This window comes from Rhodobacter sp. CZR27, assembly GCF_002407205.1.
GTDB lineage: Bacteria > Pseudomonadota > Alphaproteobacteria > Rhodobacterales > Rhodobacteraceae > Cereibacter_A.
Genome location: NZ_CP023548.1, coordinates 2,361,092 through 2,381,194, shown reverse-complemented (window position 1 = coordinate 2,381,194; position 20,103 = coordinate 2,361,092). Strand labels below are relative to the sequence as shown.

General features: G+C 67.0%; 20 protein-coding genes. 9 read left to right on the top strand and 11 right to left on the bottom strand.

Annotated elements, in window-relative coordinates; genetic code table 11:
- Window positions 1-6: 6 nt before the first annotated feature.
- Entirely contained in the window at window positions 7-1,077 is a 1,071-nt protein-coding gene (gene ribD / locus CK951_RS11605) for a bifunctional diaminohydroxyphosphoribosylaminopyrimidine deaminase/5-amino-6-(5-phosphoribosylamino)uracil reductase RibD (RefSeq protein WP_096786297.1), read from the top strand.
- On the opposite strand, the gene CK951_RS11600 is transcribed toward ribD, so the two are convergent.
- The gene (locus CK951_RS11600) at window positions 1,078-1,506 is read right to left on the bottom strand and encodes a VOC family protein (RefSeq protein ID WP_096786296.1); all 429 of its coding nucleotides are present in this window, start codon (window positions 1,504-1,506) and stop codon (window positions 1,078-1,080) included.
- Window positions 1,507-1,672: 166 nt separating this feature from the next.
- Between CK951_RS11600 and CK951_RS11595 the strand changes: the two genes are divergently transcribed.
- The 4 genes from CK951_RS11595 to CK951_RS11580 all read left to right on the top strand — a co-directional run bounded on the left by CK951_RS11595 (window position 1,673) and on the right by CK951_RS11580 (window position 3,882).
- Complete coding sequence (locus CK951_RS11595; RefSeq protein WP_096786295.1) at window positions 1,673-2,569, top strand: thymidylate synthase; 897 nt, start codon at window positions 1,673-1,675, stop codon at window positions 2,567-2,569.
- Window positions 2,569-3,048: a dihydrofolate reductase gene (locus CK951_RS11590; protein WP_096786294.1), complete on the top strand. Its 480-nt coding sequence runs from the start codon at window positions 2,569-2,571 to the stop codon at window positions 3,046-3,048. The genes CK951_RS11595 and CK951_RS11590 overlap by 1 nt, the downstream gene beginning before the upstream one ends.
- A 36-nt stretch (window positions 3,049-3,084) precedes the next feature.
- A complete protein-coding gene (locus tag CK951_RS11585; protein WP_096786293.1) occupies window positions 3,085-3,489 on the top strand; it encodes a DUF2177 family protein in 405 nt (134 codons plus the stop codon).
- A gap of 66 nt (window positions 3,490-3,555) precedes the next feature.
- Window positions 3,556-3,882 carry an arsenate reductase family protein gene (locus tag CK951_RS11580; RefSeq protein ID WP_096786292.1) on the top strand — a complete coding sequence of 109 codons (327 nt, stop codon included), beginning with the start codon at window positions 3,556-3,558 and terminating at the stop codon, window positions 3,880-3,882.
- 52 nt (window positions 3,883-3,934) lie between these two features.
- Here the strand turns inward: CK951_RS11580 and CK951_RS11575 are convergent, their stop codons facing one another.
- Window positions 3,935-4,141 carry a cold-shock protein gene (locus CK951_RS11575; RefSeq protein ID WP_002720550.1) on the bottom strand — a complete coding sequence of 69 codons (207 nt, stop codon included), beginning with the start codon at window positions 4,139-4,141 and terminating at the stop codon, window positions 3,935-3,937.
- Between the two features lie 501 nt (window positions 4,142-4,642).
- Window positions 4,643-6,583: a threonine--tRNA ligase gene (gene thrS, locus CK951_RS11570; protein ID WP_096786291.1), complete on the bottom strand. Its 1,941-nt coding sequence runs from the start codon at window positions 6,581-6,583 to the stop codon at window positions 4,643-4,645.
- 153 nt (window positions 6,584-6,736) lie between these two features.
- Here thrS and CK951_RS11565 point away from each other — a divergent pair, with 153 nt between their 5' ends.
- On the top strand, window positions 6,737-7,486 hold the full coding sequence (locus CK951_RS11565; RefSeq protein ID WP_096786290.1) for a carboxylesterase: 750 nt from the start codon (window positions 6,737-6,739) through the stop codon (window positions 7,484-7,486).
- Here CK951_RS11565 and phaZ read toward each other — a convergent pair.
- A complete protein-coding gene (gene phaZ, locus CK951_RS11560; RefSeq protein WP_232520615.1) occupies window positions 7,474-8,814 on the bottom strand; it encodes a polyhydroxyalkanoate depolymerase in 1,341 nt (446 codons plus the stop codon). The two genes, CK951_RS11565 and phaZ, sit on opposite strands and share 13 nt — an antisense overlap.
- Window positions 8,815-8,918: 104 nt before the next feature.
- On the opposite strand from phaZ, the gene phaC reads away from it, so the two are divergent.
- The 3 genes from phaC (at window position 8,919) to phaR (ending at window position 12,020) form a co-directional block, all read left to right on the top strand.
- Window positions 8,919-10,724 (top strand): class I poly(R)-hydroxyalkanoic acid synthase, encoded by a 1,806-nt coding sequence (gene phaC / locus CK951_RS11555; RefSeq protein WP_096786289.1) that lies wholly within the window; start codon window positions 8,919-8,921, stop codon window positions 10,722-10,724.
- Between the two features lie 126 nt (window positions 10,725-10,850).
- Window positions 10,851-11,327 carry a Phasin gene (locus CK951_RS11550; RefSeq protein ID WP_394341568.1) on the top strand — a complete coding sequence of 159 codons (477 nt, stop codon included), beginning with the start codon at window positions 10,851-10,853 and terminating at the stop codon, window positions 11,325-11,327.
- 132 nt (window positions 11,328-11,459) lie between these two features.
- On the top strand, window positions 11,460-12,020 hold the full coding sequence (phaR, locus tag CK951_RS11545; protein WP_096786287.1) for a polyhydroxyalkanoate synthesis repressor PhaR: 561 nt from the start codon (window positions 11,460-11,462) through the stop codon (window positions 12,018-12,020).
- Window positions 12,021-12,086: 66 nt separating this feature from the next.
- Here the strand turns inward: phaR and CK951_RS11540 are convergent, their stop codons facing one another.
- From CK951_RS11540 to CK951_RS11510, 7 genes are all read right to left on the bottom strand, one after another.
- Window positions 12,087-13,454 carry an aminotransferase gene (locus CK951_RS11540; protein WP_096786286.1) on the bottom strand — a complete coding sequence of 456 codons (1,368 nt, stop codon included), beginning with the start codon at window positions 13,452-13,454 and terminating at the stop codon, window positions 12,087-12,089.
- A gap of 155 nt (window positions 13,455-13,609) precedes the next feature.
- On the bottom strand, window positions 13,610-14,911 hold the full coding sequence (locus CK951_RS11535) for an FAD-binding oxidoreductase (protein WP_096786285.1): 1,302 nt from the start codon (window positions 14,909-14,911) through the stop codon (window positions 13,610-13,612).
- Window positions 14,908-16,314, bottom strand: a complete 1,407-nt coding sequence (locus tag CK951_RS11530) for a glutamine synthetase family protein (RefSeq protein ID WP_096786284.1) — start codon at window positions 16,312-16,314, stop codon at window positions 14,908-14,910. The genes CK951_RS11535 and CK951_RS11530 overlap by 4 nt, the downstream gene beginning before the upstream one ends.
- Window positions 16,315-16,318: 4 nt before the next feature.
- Entirely contained in the window at window positions 16,319-16,996 is a 678-nt protein-coding gene (locus CK951_RS11525; RefSeq protein WP_096786283.1) for a type 1 glutamine amidotransferase, read from the bottom strand.
- Window positions 16,997-17,056: 60 nt separating this feature from the next.
- Complete coding sequence (locus CK951_RS11520; RefSeq protein WP_096786282.1) at window positions 17,057-18,394, bottom strand: glutamine synthetase family protein; 1,338 nt, start codon at window positions 18,392-18,394, stop codon at window positions 17,057-17,059.
- A gap of 3 nt (window positions 18,395-18,397) precedes the next feature.
- Window positions 18,398-19,225 (bottom strand): ABC transporter permease, encoded by an 828-nt coding sequence (locus tag CK951_RS11515; protein WP_096786281.1) that lies wholly within the window; start codon window positions 19,223-19,225, stop codon window positions 18,398-18,400.
- Window positions 19,222-20,103: an ABC transporter permease gene (locus CK951_RS11510; protein ID WP_096786280.1), complete on the bottom strand. Its 882-nt coding sequence runs from the start codon at window positions 20,101-20,103 to the stop codon at window positions 19,222-19,224. The genes CK951_RS11515 and CK951_RS11510 overlap by 4 nt, the downstream gene beginning before the upstream one ends.

Here is a 20,103-nt window from a genome sequence, read left to right as displayed (position 1 = left end):
GTCCACATGGCCCATGCGCTGGCGCTGGGCGCGCGCGGGCTGGGGCGGACCTGGCCGAACCCGGCCGTGGGCTGCGTGATCGTTAAGGGCGGACGGATCGTCGGCCGCGGTTGGACCCAGCCGGGCGGGCGCCCGCATGCCGAGACGGTGGCGCTGGCGCAGGCCGGCGCGGCGGCACTGGGCGCCACGGCCTATGTCACGCTGGAACCCTGCGCCCATCACGGCCGCACGCCGCCCTGCGCCGAGGCGCTGATCGCCGCGGGCGTGGCGCGCGTGGTCACTGCCACCGGCGATCCCGACTCCCGCGTGGCGGGGCAGGGCCACGCCATGCTGCGCGCCGCGGGCATTCCGGTGACCGAGCGCGTGATGGAGGCCGAAGCGCGCCGCCTGAACGCGGGTTTCCTGAAGCGCGTGACCGAGGGGCTTCCGTTCCTGACGCTGAAGCTGGCCGCGACCGCGGATGGCCGCATCGCCACCGCCTCGGGCGAGAGCCGCTGGATCACCGGTGCCGTCGCGCGTCGTGCGGTTCATGCGATGCGGATGCGGCACGATGCGGTGCTGGTCGGCTCCGGCACGGCGCTGGCCGACGATCCTGATCTTTCGGTGCGCGAGATGGGCTCGGCGCACCAGCCGGTGCGGATCGTGATCGACAGCCGGCTTCGCCACACCCCGGAAAGCCGTCTGGGCCGCACGGCGCGGCATGTGCCGGTCTGGCTCTGCCATGGGCCGGACGCGCCGCCGGAGGCGCGGGAGGCGTGGCAGGCCGCCGGCGCACTGCTTCTTGAGTGCGAGGCGGGGCCTCAGGGCCTCGACCTGCGCTCGGTGCTGCGGCGGCTGGCGGCCGAGGGGCTGACGCGGGTGTTCTGCGAGGGCGGCGCCACGCTCGCCGCCGGTCTGGTGCGCGCCGGTCTCTGCGACGAACTGGTGAGCTTCATGGCCGGCAAGCTGATCGGCGCCGAGGGGCGCGCGGCGATGGGGCCGCTGCACCTTCTGCACCTGGCCGAAGCGCCAGCCTTTGAGCTGGCGTCGGTCGAGGCGGTGGGCGTGGATGTCCTGGCCCGCTGGCGGCCGCTCTGACTACCAGTGACCGGTGTTGGGCATCGAGCTCCAGGGCTCGGCCGGGGGCAGGGCATCGCCGATCTGCAGAAGCTCGACCGAGACATTGTCGGGGCTGCGCACGAAGGCCATGCGCCCGTCGCGCGGCGGTCGGTTGATCGTCACGCCGTTCGCCTGCAGATGGGCGCACATCGTGTAGATGTCCTCGACCCCGTAGGCGAGGTGGCCGAAGTGCCGGCTGTCCGAGGGCAGGCCCTCGTCGCCGTCCCAGTTGTAGGTCAGCTCCACCGGACAGTCCGGCTGTCCCGGCGGCGCCATGAAGACGAGGGTGAAGCGGCCCTGTTCGCTCTCTGTCCTCCGCGTCTCCTCGAGGCCGAGGAGGCGGAAGAAGGCGATGGTCTTGTCCAGGTCCAGAACCCGGACCATGGTGTGAAGGTATCTGATCTGCATGACGGCCCTCCTGTTGCGAGCGGGAAGCTAGCATGGCGAGGCGGAAAGGAAACCGCCGCCTGATGCACGCGCGCTGCCGGGGCCGGTTCCGGCAGTCCTTGACCTGCACGCGCATGTCCGTCATTCCCGGCGGGACGGGGCACCTCGCGGCGGCAGGACAACGGGCATGACACATCCCGAACAGCAGTATCTCGACCTGCTCTCGCATGTGCTGGAGCGGGGCGACCGGCGGATCGACCGGACGGGGGTGGGGACGCTTTCGGTCTTCGGCGCCATGCTGCGGTTCGACCTGTCCGAGGGTCGCGCGCCGATCCTGACCACCAAGAAGGTCTGGTGGAAGACCGCGGTGAAGGAGATGCTCTGGTTCCTGACCGGCGGCACCAACCTCCGGCCGCTGCTGCAGCAGAATGTGCGGATCTGGACCGATTGGCCGCTGGCCAGCTATCGGCGCGAAACGGGCGAGAACATCTCTCAGGCCGAGTTCGAGCGGCGCATCGTCGAGGACGAGGCCTTTGCGGCGCGCTGGGGCGAGCTGGGCCCCGTCTACGGCAAGCAGTGGCGGCGGTGGCTTGGACCCGACGGGCAGGAGCATGACCAGATCGCGGGACTGATCGATACGCTGCGCCAGAACCCCTCGAGCCGGCGGATGCTGTTCCACGCCTGGAACGTGGCCGAGGTCGGCGCCATGGCGCTGCCGCCCTGCCACATGGTCTATCAGTATCACGTGACCTCGGACGGGCGTTTGAACGGGCTGCTCTACCAGCGCTCGGTGGACCTGCTGCTCGGCGCGCCGTTCAACTTCGTCGGCGCGGCCGCGCTGCTTCTGATGCTTGCCGATCAGGCGGGCCTGCGGCCGGGCGAGCTGGTCTGGGTGGGGGGCGATACCCATCTCTACCTGAACCACCTCGATCAGGCGCGCGAGCAGATCTCGCGCAAGCCCCGCGACTGGCCCAGCATGCGGCTGGTGCGCCGCGCCGCGAGCATTGACGATTACCGGATCGAGGATTTCGCCGTGGAAAGCTATGACCCGCATCCCCCCATTGCCGCGGAGGTCGCCGTCTGATGCTGACGCTTGTGGTTGCCCGCGCGAGGGGAGGCGCGATCGGCAAGGATGGCACGATCCCGTGGCACGCGCCCGAGGACCTGGCCTTCTTCCAGCGCGAGACACTGGGCGGCGCGGTGATCATGGGCCGACGCACCTGGGAAAGCCTGCCGAAGCGCCCGCTGCCGCGGCGGATGAACATCGTCGTGACCTCCGGGCGGGGCGAGGGCGAGGCGCTGTTCACCTCGTTCGAGGCGGCCATCCCGGCGGCGCGCGCGGCGGGGCATGCGCGGATCTACTCGATCGGCGGGGCGCGCATCTTCGCCGGGCACCTGCCTCTGGCCGACCGGCTGCTGGTGACCGAGGTCGATCTGGAGGTCGAGGGCGCCGACACCTTCTTCCCCGACTTCGACGCGGACGAGTGGCACTGTGCCGCGCGAATGGAGTTGCGCCGCGACGCGCCCGGATGCGAGCTTTACGAATACCTGCGGCGGCGCTGATACTGGCCCGACGGCACATCAGGGAGCATCGCGCGCATGAGTCTGGCCATCCTCTACATCGTCACCGCCCTCGTCTTCCTCGGACTCGACGCCCTGATGCTGTCGCGCGTGATGAAGCCGCTGTTTCAGGCGCATATCGGGCCACTGATGCTCGACAGCCCGCGGATGTTGCCGGCGGCGCTGTTCTACCTCGGCTATGTCGCGGGGGTGGTCTGGCTGGTCTCCTGGCCCGCCCTGCGCGAGGGCACTGTGCTGCAGGCGCTGGCGGGCGGGGCGGTGCTGGGTGCCGTGGCCTACGGCACCTACGAACTGACCAGCTACACCATCATGCGCGATTGGCACCCGGCCATGGTGGCGGTCGACCTGACCTGGGGTGCGGTGCTGACCGCGGTCTCGGCCGCCGTGGGCGTCGCGGTCACACGTCTCGTTGTCCCTGCCTGAGGTGGCTTGCGCCGCCGCGCGGATGTGGCATGACTCGGCGGACCCACGACCACGGACGGCGCGACCATGATCCTCTACGGCATTTCCACCTGCGACACCTGCAAGAAGGCGATCAAGGCGCTGGAGGCGGCAGGCCGCAGCGTGGAGTTCCGCGACGTGCGGGCGAAGCCGCTGTCGGAAACCGAGATCGCCGAGCTTGTGGCGGAGTTCGGCGATGCGCTGGTGAACCGGCAGTCGACCACCTGGCGAGGCCTTTCGGACTGGCTGAAGGCCTCCGAGCCCGAGGCGCAGATCGCGGCGCAGCCGACGCTGATGAAGCGGCCGGTGATCCGGGATGGCGACATGCTCTTGCTGGGATGGGATGCGGGCGTGCAGCGCCGCCTTCTCGGGTGAGAACAGCCCGCGGATTGGCAGGCTGCCTCGGAATCACTTGTGCTGCGCCGCGTTACAGCAGCCTCAGGTCCCCCGCCGAGGACCGGCCGTCGCGACCGGACTGCAGTTCGTAACCGATTTTCTGATTGTCGCTGAGCCCTTTGAGGCCTGCGCGTTCGACCGCCGAGATGTGGACGAACACGTCCTTGCCGCCATCATCCGGAGCGATGAAGCCAAAGCCCTTCGTACTATTGAACCATTTTACGGTGCCCGTCGGCATTCCGTCTCTCCCTTCGTCAGCCTTCACCCGCGGCGACATTGCCGCGAGCCGTGCATCCAGGTTCTCCGCGTATGCCCTGGAAACAGGAAAGCGTCAGAACGTCTGTTGTCACGTGCGAAAGGATGCCAAAGCGCCGCCGAAAATCAAGCGGCAAAGAAAAGTCACGTAGAACAAGCATTTGTTCGACGCGCGGGCAAAAGTTCAATGCGAGCAGGTTGGGGACATCGGACCTGCAGCTTCTCTCATTTACCTAGCCTCTGCGCGCCGGCTGCGCAGTAGACGAATTGCCGCGGCATCTACGACCAAAGTCTTGCCAAGGGGTTGATAAGGCTCTGCGATTGCGGGAAACCGCAGGTTCGCCGGGATGGGCCGCCGGCCGATGGCCTGTTCGCGTGCCAGCGAAGGACGCGAAAGCATGCACTTAACGCGCGCGGCCCGGGGTGGGTCCCCGATCGGGGGCACTCCGGGCCGCGATGAGCAGGTTCTTGCCGATCGGGCGACTCAGCCCGGAATGCGGGCATCCGCGGCCAGCGTCTCGACCACCTGATCAAGTGGCAGCGACTCTGTCCGGGTCTCGCCCAGCCGCCGGACCGACACGCTGCGGGCCTCGACCTCCTGCATGCCGATGGCCAGGATCACCGGCACCTTGCCGACCGAATGCTCGCGGACCTTGTAGTTGATCTTCTCGTTCCGCGTATCCGCCTCGGCGCGCACACCGCGGGCCCGCAGCGCCGCCACGACCTCGGCCACATAGGCATCGGCGTCCGAGACGATCGAGGCCACCACCACCTGCCGCGGTGCGAGCCAGAACGGCAGCTTGCCGGCGTAGTTCTCGATCAGGATGCCGATGAACCGCTCGAAGCTGCCGAGGATCGCGCGGTGCAGCATGTAGGGCCGATGCTTCGCACCGTCCTCGCCGATGTATTCCGCGCCGAGGCGGGTGGGCAGGTTCGGGTCGACCTGGAAGGTCCCGCACTGCCACTTGCGCCCGATGGCGTCGGTCAGCTTGAAGTCGAGCTTCGGCCCGTAGAAGGCGCCCTCGCCGGGGTCGATCTCGTAGGCGCAGCCGACCTTCTTGATCGCGTTCTCAAGGGCGGTCTCGACCTTGTCCCAGGCTTCGTCCGAGCCGATGCGGACCTCGGGGCGGGTGGACAGCTTGATCTCGAAGCTGTCGAAGCCGAGGTCCTTGTAGACGCTGGATAGGAGTTCGATGAACGCGGCGCATTCGCTCTCGATCTGGTCCTCGGTGCAGAAGATGTGGGCATCGTCCTGCGTGAAGCCGCGGACGCGCATCAGCCCGTGCATGCTCCCTGACGATTCGTAGCGGTGGCACGAGCCGAACTCGGCCAGCCGCAGTGGCAGGTCGCGGTAGGACTTCAGGCCCTGGTTGTAGACCTGTACGTGGCAGGGGCAGTTCATCGGCTTCAGCGCGTTGATGCGCTTTTCCTTGGCATGCTCCTCCTCGACCTCGACGATGAACATGTTCTCCTTGTAGGCCTCCCAGTGGCCCGAGGCTTCCCAGAGCTTCCGGTCCACCACCTGCGGGGTGCGGATCTCCTTGTAGCCCGCCTTGCGCAGGCGGCCGCGCATGTAGTCTTCCAGCGTGCGGTAGATCTGCCAGCCGTTCGGGTGCCAGAACACCATGCCGGGGGCTTCTTCCTGCAGGTGGAACAGCTCCATCTCGCGGCCGAGCTTGCGGTGGTCGCGCTTGGCGGCCTCTTCCAGCATGTGGAGATAGGCCTTCAGCTCGTCGCGGGTCTTGAAGGCCACGCCGTAGATGCGCTGAAGCTGCTTGTTGTTGCTGTCGCCGCGCCAGTAGGCGCCCGCCACCGACATCAGCTTGAAGGCATCGGCCGGAACCTGCCCCGTGTGCTGCAGGTGCGGGCCGCGGCAGAGGTCCTGCCAGTTCCCGTGCCAATACATGCGGATCTGCTGGTCGGCGGGGATCGCCTGAACCAGCTCGACCTTGAAGTTCTCGCCGCGGCCTTCGTAATGGGCGATGGCGCGGTCGCGGTCCCATGTCTCGGTCTTCACCGCGTCGCGGGCGTTGATGATCTCCTTCATCCGCTTCTCGATCGCGCCGAGATCCTCGGGCGTGAAGTGCTCCTCGCGGTCGAAGTCGTAATACCAGCCGTTCGCAACGACCGGGCCGATGGTGACCTTCACGTCGGGCCACAGCTCCTGCACGGCGCGGGCCATGATATGGGCGAGGTCGTGGCGGATCAGTTCCAGCGCCTGCGCCTCGTCGGCCATCGTGTGGATCGCGATCTTCGCGTCCGCCTCGATCGGCCACTGCAGGTCGTAGTGCTTGCCGTCCACGCTGGCCGAGATCGCCTTTTTCCCGAGCGAGGTCGAGATCGAGGCCGCCACGTCGGCAGGGGTGCTGCCCGCGGGAAACTCGCGGACGTTGCCATCGGGAAATGTGAGGGAAATCTGGGCCATGGCTGGCTCTCCTCGTCGGTTTGGCGCCTACGAATGCGCCCGGTTGCGGGTTCAAGTGCCGGCCGCTTCTGCGCCGCCGAGGGCGGGAAGTCAACGCTCGGGTGGCCGCGGCATGGCGGCTTTGCTATGCGGGAGAAGCAAAGGGAGATGACCATGACCGAGCCGAGCTTTCTCGTCACGCCGCAGGGGCGGCGCATCGCGTATCGCCTGACCGATGGCACGGGCCCCTGCGTGGTGTTCTGCGGCGGCTTCAGGTCCGACATGGAGGGCACGAAGGCGCTCCATCTGCAGCGCTGGGCCGAGACGACGGGCCGCGCCTTCCTGCGCTTCGACTATTCCGGCCATGGCTCGTCGGGCGGCGATTTCCTCGAGGGCGCCATCGGCGACTGGTTCGAGGATGCCCGCGCGGTGATCGGCCTCGTCGCGGGGCCGATCCTGCTGGTCGGCTCGTCGATGGGCGGCTGGATCTCGCTGCTGCTGGCCCGGGAGATGCCCGACCGCATCGCGGGCCTCGTCGGCATCGCCGCGGCGCCCGACTTCACCGAGGACAGCATGTGGCAGGGCTTCACGCCCGACCAGCGCGCGGAACTGGAGCGCGAGCGCAGGGTGGCGCTGCCCTCGGATTACTCGGACGAGCCCTACATCATCACCCGCCGGCTGATCGAGGAGGGCCGCACCCGCCTCGTGCTGCGGGAACGGCTTGACCTGCCGTTTCCGGTGCGGCTGCTGCAGGGCACGGCGGATACCGACGTGCCGCAGGAGGTCGCGCTGCGCCTGCTCGGCCATGCCGAGGGGCCCGACATCAGGCTGCTGCTGGTGAAGGGGGCGGACCACCGCTTCTCGACGCCCGAATGTCTCGGGCTGATCGAGCAAGCGGTGGAGGACCTGCTTCAGCCGGCCTGAGCGGCGCCGGCCGCACCGTCGACCGGCACGGTGGCCGCTACCAGCGTGGGGGCCGCCGTTGCCGGTGCCGTCGACGGCACGATCTTGGGCTTCGGTTTCGGCGCGTTCGCGTCGATGAAGTTCAAGACCAGCGGGCGGATGTTCAGGCGCCAGCTCTTGCCCGCGAAGATGCCGTAGTGGCCCGCATCGGGTTCGAGGTGGCGGGCCTTCTTGCTGTCGGGCAGGCCGGTCAGAAGGTCCAGAGCGGCGACGCACTGGCCGGGGGCCGAGATGTCGTCCTTCTCGCCCTCGACGGTCTTTACGGCCACGTCGGTGATCGCGCCGATATCCACCTTCTTGCCGGCGACGACGAACTGGTTGCGGGCGATCTCTCGGTTCTTGAACACCCGCTCGACGGTGGACAGGTAGAACTCGGCCGTCATGTCCATGACGGCGAGGTATTCGTCGTAGAAGCGGTTGTGCGCGTCGTGATCCGAGGCCTGGCCCCGGGCGATGCGGACGATCTGCTCCTGGAACGCCTTGGAGTGGCGCTCCATGTTCATCGAGATGAAGCTCTGCAGCTGCAGGAGGCCCGGATAGACCAGCCGGCCGGCGCCCTTGTACTTGAAGCCGACGCGCTGGATCGCAAGCTGTTCGAGCTGACCCATGGTGACGCGACGGCCGAAGTCGGTCACCTCGGTCGCGGCGGCATCCGGATCGATCGGGCCGCCGATCAGCGTCAGCGTGCGGGGCTGCGCCGCCGGATCCTCGCCCGCCAGATAGGCGGTGGCCGCCAGCACCAGCGGCGCGGGCTGGCACACCGCGATCACGTTGGTCTCGGGGCCAAGCTCGCGCATGAAGTCGACGATGTAGAGCGTGTAGTCCTCGACGTCGAACTTGCCCGCGGACACGGGAATGTCACGTGCATTGTGCCAGTCCGTGATATAGACGTCACAATCGGGCAGCAGACTGAGCACGGTGGAGCGCAGGAGCGTCGCGTAGTGGCCCGACATCGGCGCGACCAGCAGCACCTTGCGCGCCATCGGCGGTCGCCGGCGCACGAAGAACTGGATCAGGTTGCCGAAGGGCTTTTCCACGATGGTCTTGACGTCCACCAGGTGATCCTGGCCGTCCTCGCCCACGATGGAGCGGATGCCCCAGTCCGGTTTCGCCACCATTCGGGCGAAACTCCGCTCGGTCACGTCGCCCCAGGCGGCCGTCAGCGCGAGCATCGGGTTCATGGACAGTGCGAACACGGGGTAGGAAGCCATGGCCCGCGCCGTCGCCCCCAACCACTCGTTGGTGTTGCGCGCACTCTCCATGACGTCATAGGTTGTCATATATTTCATGGGTCATCCCTGCCCGGTGGAGGCTCTGTGTTCCTGCAGACCACTCCCCCCGGAGGCAGGCACACAATGCTGCATAGCAGCATAATGGGGAGGGAAAAGTCAATATGGCAACCGAAGACCAGCCGCCGGGTTCCGTCCGCGACGCCCAGTTCGAGCGTCTGAACGCCAACCTGGTGCGCATCGACGAGTTGTCGAAGCGCCTGACGGCCGCCTTGAGCAAGCGGAAGATCTCCGATCCCTCGCTGCATGGCCCGTCGGGCGACGTGTTCCTGAAGGCGATGACCGCCTACATGACCGAGATGATGCAGAATCCGGCGAAGATTCTCGAGCATCAGATCAACTTCTGGGGCAAGAGCCTGAAGCACTATGTCGAGGCGCAGCAGCAGCTGGTGAAGGGCGAGCTGAAGCCGCCGCCGGACGCAACGCCGAGGGATCGCCGCTTCTCGAACCCGCTCTGGCAGACGCATCCGTTCTTCAACTACCTCAAGCAGCAATACCTGATGAACGCCGAAGCCGTGCATCAGGCGGTCGAGGGGCTGCAGAACATCGATCCGGCCGACAAGAAGCGCGTGGAGTATTTCTCGCGCCAGATCGTCGACCTGTTCTCGCCCACCAACTTCTTCGGCACCAACCCCGACGCGCTGGAACGCGCCATCGCGACCGATGGCGAGAGCCTCGTGCAGGGGCTGGAGAACCTCGTGCGCGACATCGAGGCGAACAACGGCGACCTGCTGGTGACGCTGGCCGACCGCGATGCCTTCCAGGTGGGCCACAACCTTGCGACGACCGAGGGCGCGGTGGTCTACCGCAACCGCATGTTCGAGCTGATCCAGTATCGTCCCACGACCGAGACGGTCCACGAGACGCCGCTGCTGATCTTCCCGCCCTGGATCAACAAGTTCTACATCCTGGACCTCAAGCCGCAGAACTCGCTGCTGAAGTGGCTCGTGGACCAGGGCTTCACGGTGTTCGTCGTCTCCTGGGTGAACCCGGATTCGCACTATGCCGGCATCGGCATGGACGACTACATCCGCGAAGGCTACATGCGCGCCATCGCCGAGGTGCGCTCGATCACGAAGCAGAAGCAGATCAACGCGGTGGGCTACTGCATCGCCGGCACGACGTTGACGCTGACGCTCGCGCATCTCGAGAAGGCGGGCGACCCTTCCGTGCGCTCGGCCACCTTCTTCACCACGCTCACCGATTTCGCGGACCCGGGCGAGGTGGGCGTGTTCCTGAACGACGACTTCGTCGACGGGATCGAGCGGCAGGTCGCGGTGGACGGCATCCTCGACCGGACCTTCATGTCGCGGACCTTCAGCTACCTGCGCTCGAACGACCTGATCTACCAGCCCGCCATCAAGAGCTACATGATGGGTGAGGCGCCGCCCGCCTTCGACCTGCTCTACTGGAACGGCGACGGCACGAACCTGCCGGCGCAGATGGCGGTGGAATACCTGCGCGGCCTCTGCCAGCAGAACAAGCTGGCCGGTGGCACCTTCCCCGTGCTGGGCTCGCCCGTCGGGCTGAAGGACGTGAAGCTGCCGATCTGCGCCATCGCCTGCGAGACCGACCACATCGCGCCCTGGAAAAGCAGCTTCAACGGGTTCCGGCAGTTCGGCTCGCGGGACAAGACCTTCATCCTGTCCGAATCCGGCCATGTCGCGGGCATCGTGAACCCGCCCAGCCGGAACAAGTATGGCCACTACGTCAATCCGGCCGATGCGGCGACGCCGGACGAGTTCCGCGCGGGTGCCGAGTTCCACACGGGATCGTGGTGGCCGCGGTGGGGCGAGTGGCTCGCGGCCCGTTCGGGCGAGCGCATCAAGGCCCGCCAGCCGGGCGATTCGAAGCATCCCGAGCTGGCGCCGGCGCCGGGCACCTACGTCGTCGTCACCCCGGCCGCCTGAACCGGCCGGCAACGGGCGGCCGCGGCAGCCCTTTCGCGCTACGCCGGAAGAATGATGCTGCGGTGCAGAAAACTGCTTGCTTTTCTGCACCGCAGCATTTATATCTTGTCTCAGGAAAACCCGGGCATGCGCCCGCTCGCAGGAGACAAGGCAATGACCAAGACCCCCGATTTCACCAAAGTCATGCAGGACATGATGTCGGCCTTCCCGGTTGACGCGTCCGCCATGCAGAACGCCTTCAAGACCCAGGCCGCGATGGCCGAGAAGATGTCGAAAGTGGCCCTCGAAGCCGCTGAGAAGTCGACCGAGATCACCGCCAAGTGGGCCAAGGACACCATCGCGAAGTTCGGCGACATGGCGAAAGCCAAGTCGGAACCGACCGAATACACCAAGGCCGCGACCGATTTCGCCTCGGCTGCTGCCGAGATGGCTGCCGAGAACCTCGCCGCCTTCGCCGAAGTGGCGAAGAAGGTGCAGATGGAAACCGTCGAGCTGATGCTGGCCGCCGGCAAGGACATGTCGGAAGACGCGACCGCCGCCGTGAAAAAGGCGACCGCCGACGTGACCACGGCCGCCAAGAAGGCCACCGCTCCGGCGAAGTGATCGGAACGAGCGCGCTTCCACCCATTCCTCCCAAGGCGGAAGCGCGGAGGGCGGGCCTTGTGCCCGCCCTTTCTTTTTGCCCGGCCGTGTCCTAAGCTTCTCTGCAACTGCAGAAAAACCGATGGGGTGGGTATGGCCGAGACCGAAAAGCCGTTGCTGATCAAGCGCTATGCCAGCCGGCGTCTCTACAACACCGAGACGAGCGACTACGTCACGCTCGAGGATATCGCGGGCTTCATCCGCGCCGGCCGCGAGGTGCAGATCATCGACCTGAAGTCGGGCGACGATCTCACGCGGCAGTATCTGCTTCAGATCATCGCCGAACATGAATCGAAGGGCGACAACGTCCTGCCGCTGGCCGTGCTGACCGACCTTGTCCGCAGCTACACCACCGAGGTGCAGTCGGTCGTTCCGCAGTTCCTGGCCGCCTCGTTCGAGATGCTGCGCACCGGGCAGACCAAGATGATGGAGAACCTCAGCCAGATGCCGAACCCGATGGTGGGGATGCCCGGCTTCGAGGTGATGCGCAAGCAGCAGGAGGCGTTCCTCAAGACCATGATGGGCCTGCAGGCCTGGAACACCCCGTCCTCGGACAAGGAGGAGCCGCCGGCAGCGGCGCCCGGCAGCGCGGACGAGCTGGCGCAGATCCGCAAGCAGCTGGCCGAGTTGCAGAAGAAGCTGTCGAAACTCTGAGCCTCGGGGCCCGGAAATGGAACGCCCCGCGGCTGTGCCGCGGGGCGTCCTTCATTGGCCAGTCGCTCAGGCGACTTCCGCGAAGACCTTCTTCAGCGCGGCGCCCAGCTTGTCGAACATCTCGTCCATCTGCGCTTCCGTCATGATGAAGGGCGGGCAGAGCACGATGGACTGGCCGAGCGGGCGGCAGATCAGGCCCACGTCGGTGCAGCTGTTGGCGATCCGTTCCGAAACGGAGAGCGTGCCGGGGAAGGGGGTCTTGGTGGCCTTGTCCTTCACCGCCTCCAGAGCCCCCATCAGCCCCTTGCCGCGCCACTCGCCAATGTTGGGGATCTCGGCGAGATAAGCCAGCCCCGCCTCGAACTTCGGGGTCAGCCGCTTCACGTTCTCGGCCAGCCCCTCGTTCATCACCACGTCGATGGCCTTCAGCGCGATGGCGCAGCCGACCGGGTGACCGCTCGCGGTGAAGCCGTGCGGGAATTCCTCGACCGCTTCGGCGGCCGCCTGCACGCGGTCCGACAACTCCGGCCCAAGGATGACGGCGCCCATCGGGAAGAAGCCCGCGGTGAGGTTCTTCGAGCTGATGATCGCATCCGGCATGAAGTCGTAGGTCTGGCAGCCCCAGGTGTTCCCGGTGCGCCCGAAGCCGCAGATCACCTCGTCCGCGATCAGCGGGATGCCGTAGCGCTTCAGCACCGGCTGGATCGCCTGGAAATAGCCCTTGGAGGGCGGGATCACTCCACCTGCGCCCATGACAGGCTCGGCGAAGAAGCCGGCGATCGTGTCGGGGCCCTCCTTGATGATCGTGGCTTCGAGTTCCTTCGCGAGGCGGGCGGTGAACTGCTCCTCGGTCTCGCCGGCCTCGCCGAAGCGCCAGTAATGCGGGCAGCCGACGTGGATGAAGCCGGGCAGCGGCAGGCCGAAGAGGGAGTTGTAGGGCTTGCCGGTCATCGAGGCGGATACGGCGGTCACGCCGTGGTAGCTGTTCACCCGGGTGATGATCTTGCGGCGCTGCGGATTGCCCTCGGCGATCCCGAGGAACCACAGGATCTTCACCATCGTGTCGTTCGCCTCGGAGCCGGAGTTGGTGTAGAACACCCGGCCGCGGTCGAAGGGCGAGACCTCGACCAGCTTCTCCGACAGCATCACCGTCTGGTCGGACATCCGGCCGAAGAAGGCGTGGTAACCCGGGAAGCGGGCATACTGCGCCTGTGCGGCCTCGATCAGGCCGGGGTGGTCGAAGCCCGCAACCATGTTCCAGAGGCCCGAGTTCGCATCCAGGTAGGCGCGGCCGTGCACGTCGTAGACATAGGGGCCCTTGCCGTGGGTCAGCACCACCGCGCCGCGCCGGTGCACCGACGGCAGGTCGGTGAAACCGTAGAGCGAGAAGGAGTCGGCCCGCGACTCCCACGAATTCGGTGCATCGTCACGCATGATCAGGGTCCTCACATGATCGGGTGCCGTCACGCTATCCGCGGCGGCGGCGGGGTTCAACACCCCGCCAGACGGGCGGCGGATGACATGGCGTGAGTTCGAAGGATCTTGCACCGAAGGTCGGCAACGGCGTCATTCCTTCGGGTGACGGCGCCTCAGATCCCGAGACGGTCGCGCATCGAATACCACGTCATCGCCAGCACCAGCATCGGCCAGCGCAGCGCGGCCCCGCCCGGAAAACGCGGCTGCGGCAGGCTCGCCATCAGGTCGAAGCGCTCGGCCTGACCGGCCACCGCCTCGGCGAGGATGCGCCCCGCGAGCGTGGCCAGCGCCACGCCATGCCCGGAATAGCCCGAAGCCGACAGCACGTTCGGGCCGATCCGCGTGAAGCAGGGCAGGCGGTTCATGGTGATCGCCAGCGTCCCGCCCCAGGCGTGGTCGATGCGGACGTCGCGGAGTTGCGGATAGACATCGAGCATCGGCTTCGTCACCGTTTTCACGATGTCGGGGAAGCGGTAGCCATAGCTTTCCCCGCCGCCGAACAGGAGCCGTCCGTCCTCGGACAGCCGCCAGTAGTTCACCACGAAGCGGGTGTCGGCCACGGCGACCGGCTCGGACAGCACCTCGGCGGCGCGCGGGCCGAGCGGCTCTGTGGCGACTATGAAGTTGTTGATCGGCATGACGCGCGCCGCCACCTCTGGCATGAGGTTGCCGAGATAGCCGTTGGCCGCGAGGATCAATTGTCCGGCCCGGACGGACCCTTCGGCGGTCCGCACCACCGGGCGCGCGCCGCGCTCGATGCCCACCACCGCGCTCATCTCGTGCAGCCGCACGCCGGCGGCTGCGCAGGCGCGGGCGAGGCCGATGGCGAAGTTCAGCGGATGCAGATGCCCGGCGCCGCGGTCGATGTCGCCGCCGACATAGGTGTCCGAGCCGATCAGCCCCCGGATCCCCTCGCGGTCGAGCGGCTGGATCTGGTCATAGCCGTAGTCGCGCGCCAGCTTCTCGGCATTGGCATGGGCGTGGGCGACCTCGGAAGGTTTCCGGCAGGCATGGGCCACGCCGGGATGGAAGGTGACCGGCATGGCGTGGGTGTCGATCAGGCCGCGGACCAGTCCCTTGGATTCCTCGGAGAGATCCCAGAGCCGGCGCGCGTCCTCGCGACCGACCATGTGCTCCAGCTCGTCCTGCTCCAGCCGCTGGCCCGAGCCGACCTGACCGCCGTTCCGCCCCGAGGCGCCGAAGCCCACGCGATGCGCTTCCAGAAGGACGACCGAAAAGCCGCGCTGCGCCAGATGCAGCGCCGCCGAAAGCCCGGTGTAGCCCGCGCCCACGACGCAGACGTCGGCCTGCGTCTCGCCCTGAAGTGCTGGGAAGGGGGCAAGGTCCGCCGCCGTGGCGGCATACCACGACCGGGGATATTCCCCCGGCCGGTCGTTGGCATAGAGCAGGTTCATACGTTCAACAGCAGATGCTCACGCTCCCACGGGCTGATGACCTGCAGGAACTCCTTGTACTCGTTGCGCTTCACCGAATCGTAGACGCCGCAGAACTCGGGCCCCAGCACGTCGCGCAGGGCCGCGTTCTCTTCCAGCAGGTCGAGCGCGTCGCCGAGGTTGTAGGGCAGGTCGGTCTCGGACATGTAGGCGTCGCCGGTGCATTCGGGTCGCGGCATCTTCCCTTCCTTCAGCCCGAGGAAGCCGCAGGCGAGCGAGGCCGCCAGCCCGAGGTAGGGGTTGCAGTCCATCCCCGCCAGCCGGTTCTCCAGCCGCCGCGCCTCCGGGCCGGAGATCGGCACGCGCAGCCCCGTCGTGCGGTTGTCGCGGCCCCATTCGAGGTTGATCGGAGCCGCGAAGTCCGGGACGTAGCGGCGGTAGCTGTTGACGTAGGGCGCCAGCAGCGCCACCGCGCCGGGCAGGTGGGTCTGCATCCCGGCGATGAAATGCAGGAAAGCCTCGGTCTCGCCGCCCGCCGCATCCGAGAAGATGTTGAGGCCGGTCGCGGTCTCCACCACCGAGTGGTGGATGTGCATGGCCGAACCGGGCTCGCCCTCGATCGGTTTGGCCATGAAGGTGGCGAAGCAGTCGTGGCGCAGTGCCGCCTCGCGGATCAGCCGCTTGAAGTAGAAGATCTGGTCGGCCAGCGCCACCGGGTCGCCATGGGCGAGGTTGATCTCGACCTGGCCCGCGCCGCCTTCCTGCAGGATGCCGTCGATCTCGAAGCCCTGCGCCTCGGCGAAATCGTAGATGTCGTCGATCACCTTGCCGTATTCGTCCACGGCGGACATGGAGTAGGCCTGTTTCGCAGCCGCGCGCCGGCCGCTGCGGCCCATCGGCGGGATGATCGGCATGTTGGGGTCGATGTTGCGCGCGACGAGGAAGAATTCCATCTCGGGCGCGACGATCGGGGTCCAGCCCTCGGCGTTGTAAAGCTCGACGATGCGCTTCAGCACATTGCGCGGCGAGACTGGCACCGCGCGGCCCTGCTGGTCCACTGCGTCGTGGATCACCTGCAAGGTCACGTCCGCCGTCCAGGGCGCGGCCGTGGCGGTGGAGTAGTCGGGAATGAGGATCATGTCGGGCTCGGTGAAGGCGCCCGAGGGATTGTCGGCCCATTCGCCGGTAATGGTCTGCAGGAAGATCGAGTTGGGCAGGAAGAAGCTGGTCTGCTTGCCGAACTTGGCGGCGGGCATGGCCTTGCCGCGGGCCACGCCGGCAATGTCGCAGACGATGCATTCCACCTCGTCCACGCGGCGGTTGCCGATATAGGCGCGGGCCGCTTCGGGAAGGCGGTCGGTCCAGTCGCCGCTGCCGGCAAGGCCCGGGGCGGCAGGGGGAAGGCGGTCGGTCCAGTCGGACATGGGACTATCTTGCTTGCTTGAAAAATTCGGCGATGCGATGCGCCATGCGCGCCGCATCGTTGGGTTGGCCGAGCTTCTCCTGTGCGGCCTCCATCCGGTCATCGGGCACGAGGCCCTTGCCGCGGGTCCGCATCAGCCCGTCGATGAACTCGTCGCGAAACTCGGGATGTGCCTGCAGGGTGAAGGCGCGGGTGTCGTAGAGCAGCGCCGCGTTCTCGCAGAACTCGTTCGAGGCCACGACCTCGGCCGTCTCGGGCGCGGCGGTCACCTGGTCGCGGTGCCAGGCGTTCAGCGTGATCGGCTCGCCGTTGAAATCGTAGCTGGTCGGGCCGACCGCCCAGCCCTTGTCGAACCGTTCCACCTTGCCGCCCATCGCCTGGGCGACGATCTGGTGGCCGAAGCAGATGCCCACCACGGGCACATGCTCGGCATAGGCCTTGCGGATGAACTCCTCGAGCGGGCGGATGAAGGGGTGGTCCTCGTAGACGCCATGGCGCGAGCCGGTGATGAGCCAGCCATCGCAGTCATGCACCGAAGCCGGGAACTCCATGTCCACCACGCGGAAGGTGCGGAACTCGAAGCCCTGGCCGTCGAGAAGCCGCTGGAACATGTCGGGATAGTCCCCCATCTCAGCGGAGAGGACGTCGGGCGCTTCGCCCGTCTGCAGGATGCCGATCAGCATGAATTGTCCGAAATTGTCAGGGGCGGAGAGTAACCCCGCCCCGGGAAGGCGGCAAGGGGGTCACACGGTGTCGAGGTAAAGCTCGACCTGTTCCTCGGGCGAAAGCTCGGCCAGGTAATGCAGTTCCTGCCGCTTGGTGAGCACGTAGTTCCGGATCAGTTCCCGCGGCAGGATGCGGGGCATCACGGCCGAATTTTCGAAAGCCTCGATCGCCGCTTCCCAGGTTCCGGGGATCTGGGCCAGATCCTCCAGCGCATAGGCGTTGCCCATGACGGCCGGCGGCGGCTCTTCCTGATCCTCGATGCCGGTCAGGGCGGAGCCGAGGATCACGGCGAGCAGCAGGTAGGGGTTCACGTCGCCGCCCGCCACGCGGTGCTCGATCCGCCGCGCGGCCGGGTTGCCGGCGGGGATGCGGACGGCGGTGGTGCGGTTCTCGTAGCCCCACGAGATCGCGGTGGGCGCATGCATTCCCGGCACCAGCCGCTCGTAGCTGTTGGCATGCGGCGCGAAGACCAGCGTCGAGTCGTGCATCGCGTTGAGACACCCCGCCACCGCATGCCGCATCATCGCGGTGCCTTTGGGCCCTCCGCTGTCGAAGACGTTCCGTCCCTGCGCGTCCAGCACCGAGAAATGCACGTGCAGGCCGGAGCCGGAGTATTCCGGGTAGGGCTTGGCCATGAAGCTCGCGGCGAACCCGTGTCGGCGCGCAAGACCCTTGACCAGCAGCTTGAAGAGCCACGCGTCGTCGGCTGCGCGCAGCGCGTCGTCGCAATGCATCAGGTTCACCTCGAACTGGCCAAGGCCGGTTTCCGAGGTCGACGTGTCCGCGGGTATGTCCATCTCTTCACAGGCGTCGTAGAGATCGGTGAAGAAGGTGTCGAAGGCGTCGAGCGCGCGGATCGAAAGTGTCTCGGCCGCCTTGCGCCGCTTGCCGGACCGCGGCGAGGGCGGCACCTGAAGCGTCTTGCCGCTGTCGTCGATCAGGAAGAACTCAAGCTCCACCGCGCAGACCGGGGTCAGCCCGCGGGCCTTGTAGCGGTCCACCACGGCGCGCAGCGCGTGGCGGGGGTCGCCCTCGTAGGGGCGGCCATCCTCGCGGAACATCCAGATCGGCAGCAGCGCGGTCGGCGCCTCGAGCCAGGGCATCGGCATGAAGCCACGCTCGGTTGGGCGCAGGATGCCGTCGGCATCGCCCTGCTCGAAGACCAGCGGGCTGTCGTCGATGTCCTCGCCCCAGATGTCGAGGTTCAGCACCGAGAAGGGAAAGCGTGTCCCGTCCTTCACGACCTTGTCGGCGAAGCGCGCCGGGATGCGCTTGCCGCGCGCCTGCCCGTTCAGGTCCGCGGCCGCGACACGGATCGTGCGGACCTGCGGGTGCTTTCTCAGCCAGTCTTTCATCACTCACCTGATGAGTTGTGGCCTGACCCTGATCCGCACCCGCCGATGGGCGGGAAGGTGGCGGTTCAGCCTTTGGTTCATCAGCCCGAAAAGCCAGATCACGGTCAGCGTGAGGCAGATGAAATAGAAGGCCACGATGGGGTAAGGCACGAAGGGATTGAACGTCTTGTCGGCGAAATAATTGGCGTAGTAGAGCGCGTCGCCGCGCTGCTGGAAGGCGGGGAAGCCCGAGAAGAACACCAGCGTCGTGGCGTGGAACAGGAAGATCGCCTCGTTGGTATAGGCGGGCCATGCGAGGCGGAGCATCGTGGGCCACTGGATGCGGCGGAACTTCTTCCAGCCGGAAAAGCCGTAGGCATCCGCGGCCTCGAGGTCGCCCTTGGGGATCGCCATCAGCGCGCCGTGGAAGATCTCGGCCGAATAGGCGGCGGTGTTCAGGAACAGCACGATCAGCGCGCCGGCCCAGGCGCGGGTCAGCCAGCCGGTCTCGATCGTCAGCCCGAGCACGTCGATCCCGGCGCGCGGCAGCATCACCAGCGCCTCGTAGGCCAGGAAGAACTGGATGAAGAGCGGCGAGCCGCGGAAGACGAAGATGAACCAGTCGGCCGGCTTGCGCAGCAGGGGCGAGCGCGCGGCGCGCGCGACCGCCAGCGCATTGGCAAGGAAGAAGCCCGCAGCCAGCGCGAGGACGCCGAAGTAGATGTTCCAGATCATCCCCGAGCCGATCAGCGTGAATTGCTGGCAGAGCGTGAAGTCGCTGCGCGGCAGAAGCCGCTCGCCGATGCCGATCGAGCGCAGGCCGTAATCCGCGATGGTGTCCCAGCAGCTCATGCGGCGGCCTTCCGTTGCGCTTCGCCGGCCGCGGTGGCCTGGCCGAAGTTGAGCCGGCGGGTCAGGCGGCCCAGCAGGACCTCGGAGGCGCGCGTCATGGCAAGGTAGAAGACCAGCAGGGCGAGGAAGTAGTAGAGCCGCCAGTCCGGGTGCGGATAGGCGAACAGCGAGGTCTTGGTGCCCCCCAGCTCGCGCGCCCAGTAGACGATGTCCTGCACGCCCAGCAGGAACAGAAGCGGCGTGGCCTTGATCAGGATCATCCACAGGTTCGAGAGGCCGGGCAACGCATAGACCCACATCTGCGGCACGAGGATGCGGCGGAACACCTGGCCTTGCGTCATGCCGTAGCTTTCGGCGGTTTCAAGCTGCGCGCGCGGCACGGCGTTCATCGCGCCGGTCAGCACGTTCGACACGAAGGCGCCGAACACCAGCGCGAAGGTCACGACCGCCAGGCAGAAGCCGTAGATCTGGTGCCAGATCTGCGGGGCATTGCCCGGGGGCACCTTGGCCTCGGGGCAGACGCGGAACTCCATCCCCTGCCGCACCGGCTCGGTCCAGTCCGGGCAGCGGACCTGATGGGTCAGCCATTCGACGCCCTGGTCCAGCGCAATCACGAAGAACAGGAAGAAGACGATGTCGGGCACGCCGCGCACCATCGCCGTATAGGCCCGGCCGAGAAGCGACAGCGGCCAGAGATGCGAGCGTGCCGCCACCGCGCCGAGGAAGCCGAAGGCCAGCGCGGCCGGTGCCGTGACCGCCAGCAGGACGAGCACGGTGACGAACGACCAGTAGAAGGCGATGTGCGACCCCGATGTGAGGTAGCACAGGAGCCAGCTCAGGCCCTCGAGACTTTGGGGATCGGCGCAGCTTGCGAACAT

Bases quoted from the DNA above. Each gene is read 5' to 3' on its own strand.
- ribD (WP_096786297.1), top strand. From the start codon at position 7: ATGGCCCATGCGCTGGCGCTGGGCGCGCGCGGGCTGGGGCGGACCTGG.
- CK951_RS11600 (WP_096786296.1), bottom strand. From the start codon at position 1,506: ATGCAGATCAGATACCTTCACACCATGGTCCGGGTTCTGGACCTGGAC.
- CK951_RS11595 (WP_096786295.1), top strand. From the start codon at position 1,673: ATGACACATCCCGAACAGCAGTATCTCGACCTGCTCTCGCATGTGCTG.
- CK951_RS11590 (WP_096786294.1), top strand. From the start codon at position 2,569: ATGCTGACGCTTGTGGTTGCCCGCGCGAGGGGAGGCGCGATCGGCAAG.
- CK951_RS11585 (WP_096786293.1), top strand. From the start codon at position 3,085: ATGAGTCTGGCCATCCTCTACATCGTCACCGCCCTCGTCTTCCTCGGA.
- CK951_RS11580 (WP_096786292.1), top strand. From the start codon at position 3,556: ATGATCCTCTACGGCATTTCCACCTGCGACACCTGCAAGAAGGCGATC.
- CK951_RS11575 (WP_002720550.1), bottom strand. From the start codon at position 4,141: ATGCCGACGGGCACCGTAAAATGGTTCAATAGTACGAAGGGCTTTGGC.
- thrS (WP_096786291.1), bottom strand. From the start codon at position 6,583: ATGGCCCAGATTTCCCTCACATTTCCCGATGGCAACGTCCGCGAGTTT.
- CK951_RS11565 (WP_096786290.1), top strand. From the start codon at position 6,737: ATGACCGAGCCGAGCTTTCTCGTCACGCCGCAGGGGCGGCGCATCGCG.
- phaZ (WP_232520615.1), bottom strand. From the start codon at position 8,814: ATGAAATATATGACAACCTATGACGTCATGGAGAGTGCGCGCAACACC.
- phaC (WP_096786289.1), top strand. From the start codon at position 8,919: ATGGCAACCGAAGACCAGCCGCCGGGTTCCGTCCGCGACGCCCAGTTC.
- CK951_RS11550 (WP_394341568.1), top strand. From the start codon at position 10,851: ATGCGCCCGCTCGCAGGAGACAAGGCAATGACCAAGACCCCCGATTTC.
- phaR (WP_096786287.1), top strand. From the start codon at position 11,460: ATGGCCGAGACCGAAAAGCCGTTGCTGATCAAGCGCTATGCCAGCCGG.
- CK951_RS11540 (WP_096786286.1), bottom strand. From the start codon at position 13,454: ATGCGTGACGATGCACCGAATTCGTGGGAGTCGCGGGCCGACTCCTTC.
- CK951_RS11535 (WP_096786285.1), bottom strand. From the start codon at position 14,911: ATGAACCTGCTCTATGCCAACGACCGGCCGGGGGAATATCCCCGGTCG.
- CK951_RS11530 (WP_096786284.1), bottom strand. From the start codon at position 16,314: ATGTCCGACTGGACCGACCGCCTTCCCCCTGCCGCCCCGGGCCTTGCC.
- CK951_RS11525 (WP_096786283.1), bottom strand. From the start codon at position 16,996: ATGCTGATCGGCATCCTGCAGACGGGCGAAGCGCCCGACGTCCTCTCC.
- CK951_RS11520 (WP_096786282.1), bottom strand. From the start codon at position 18,394: ATGAAAGACTGGCTGAGAAAGCACCCGCAGGTCCGCACGATCCGTGTC.
- CK951_RS11515 (WP_096786281.1), bottom strand. From the start codon at position 19,225: ATGAGCTGCTGGGACACCATCGCGGATTACGGCCTGCGCTCGATCGGC.
- CK951_RS11510 (WP_096786280.1), bottom strand. From the start codon at position 20,103: ATGTTCGCAAGCTGCGCCGATCCCCAAAGTCTCGAGGGCCTGAGCTGG.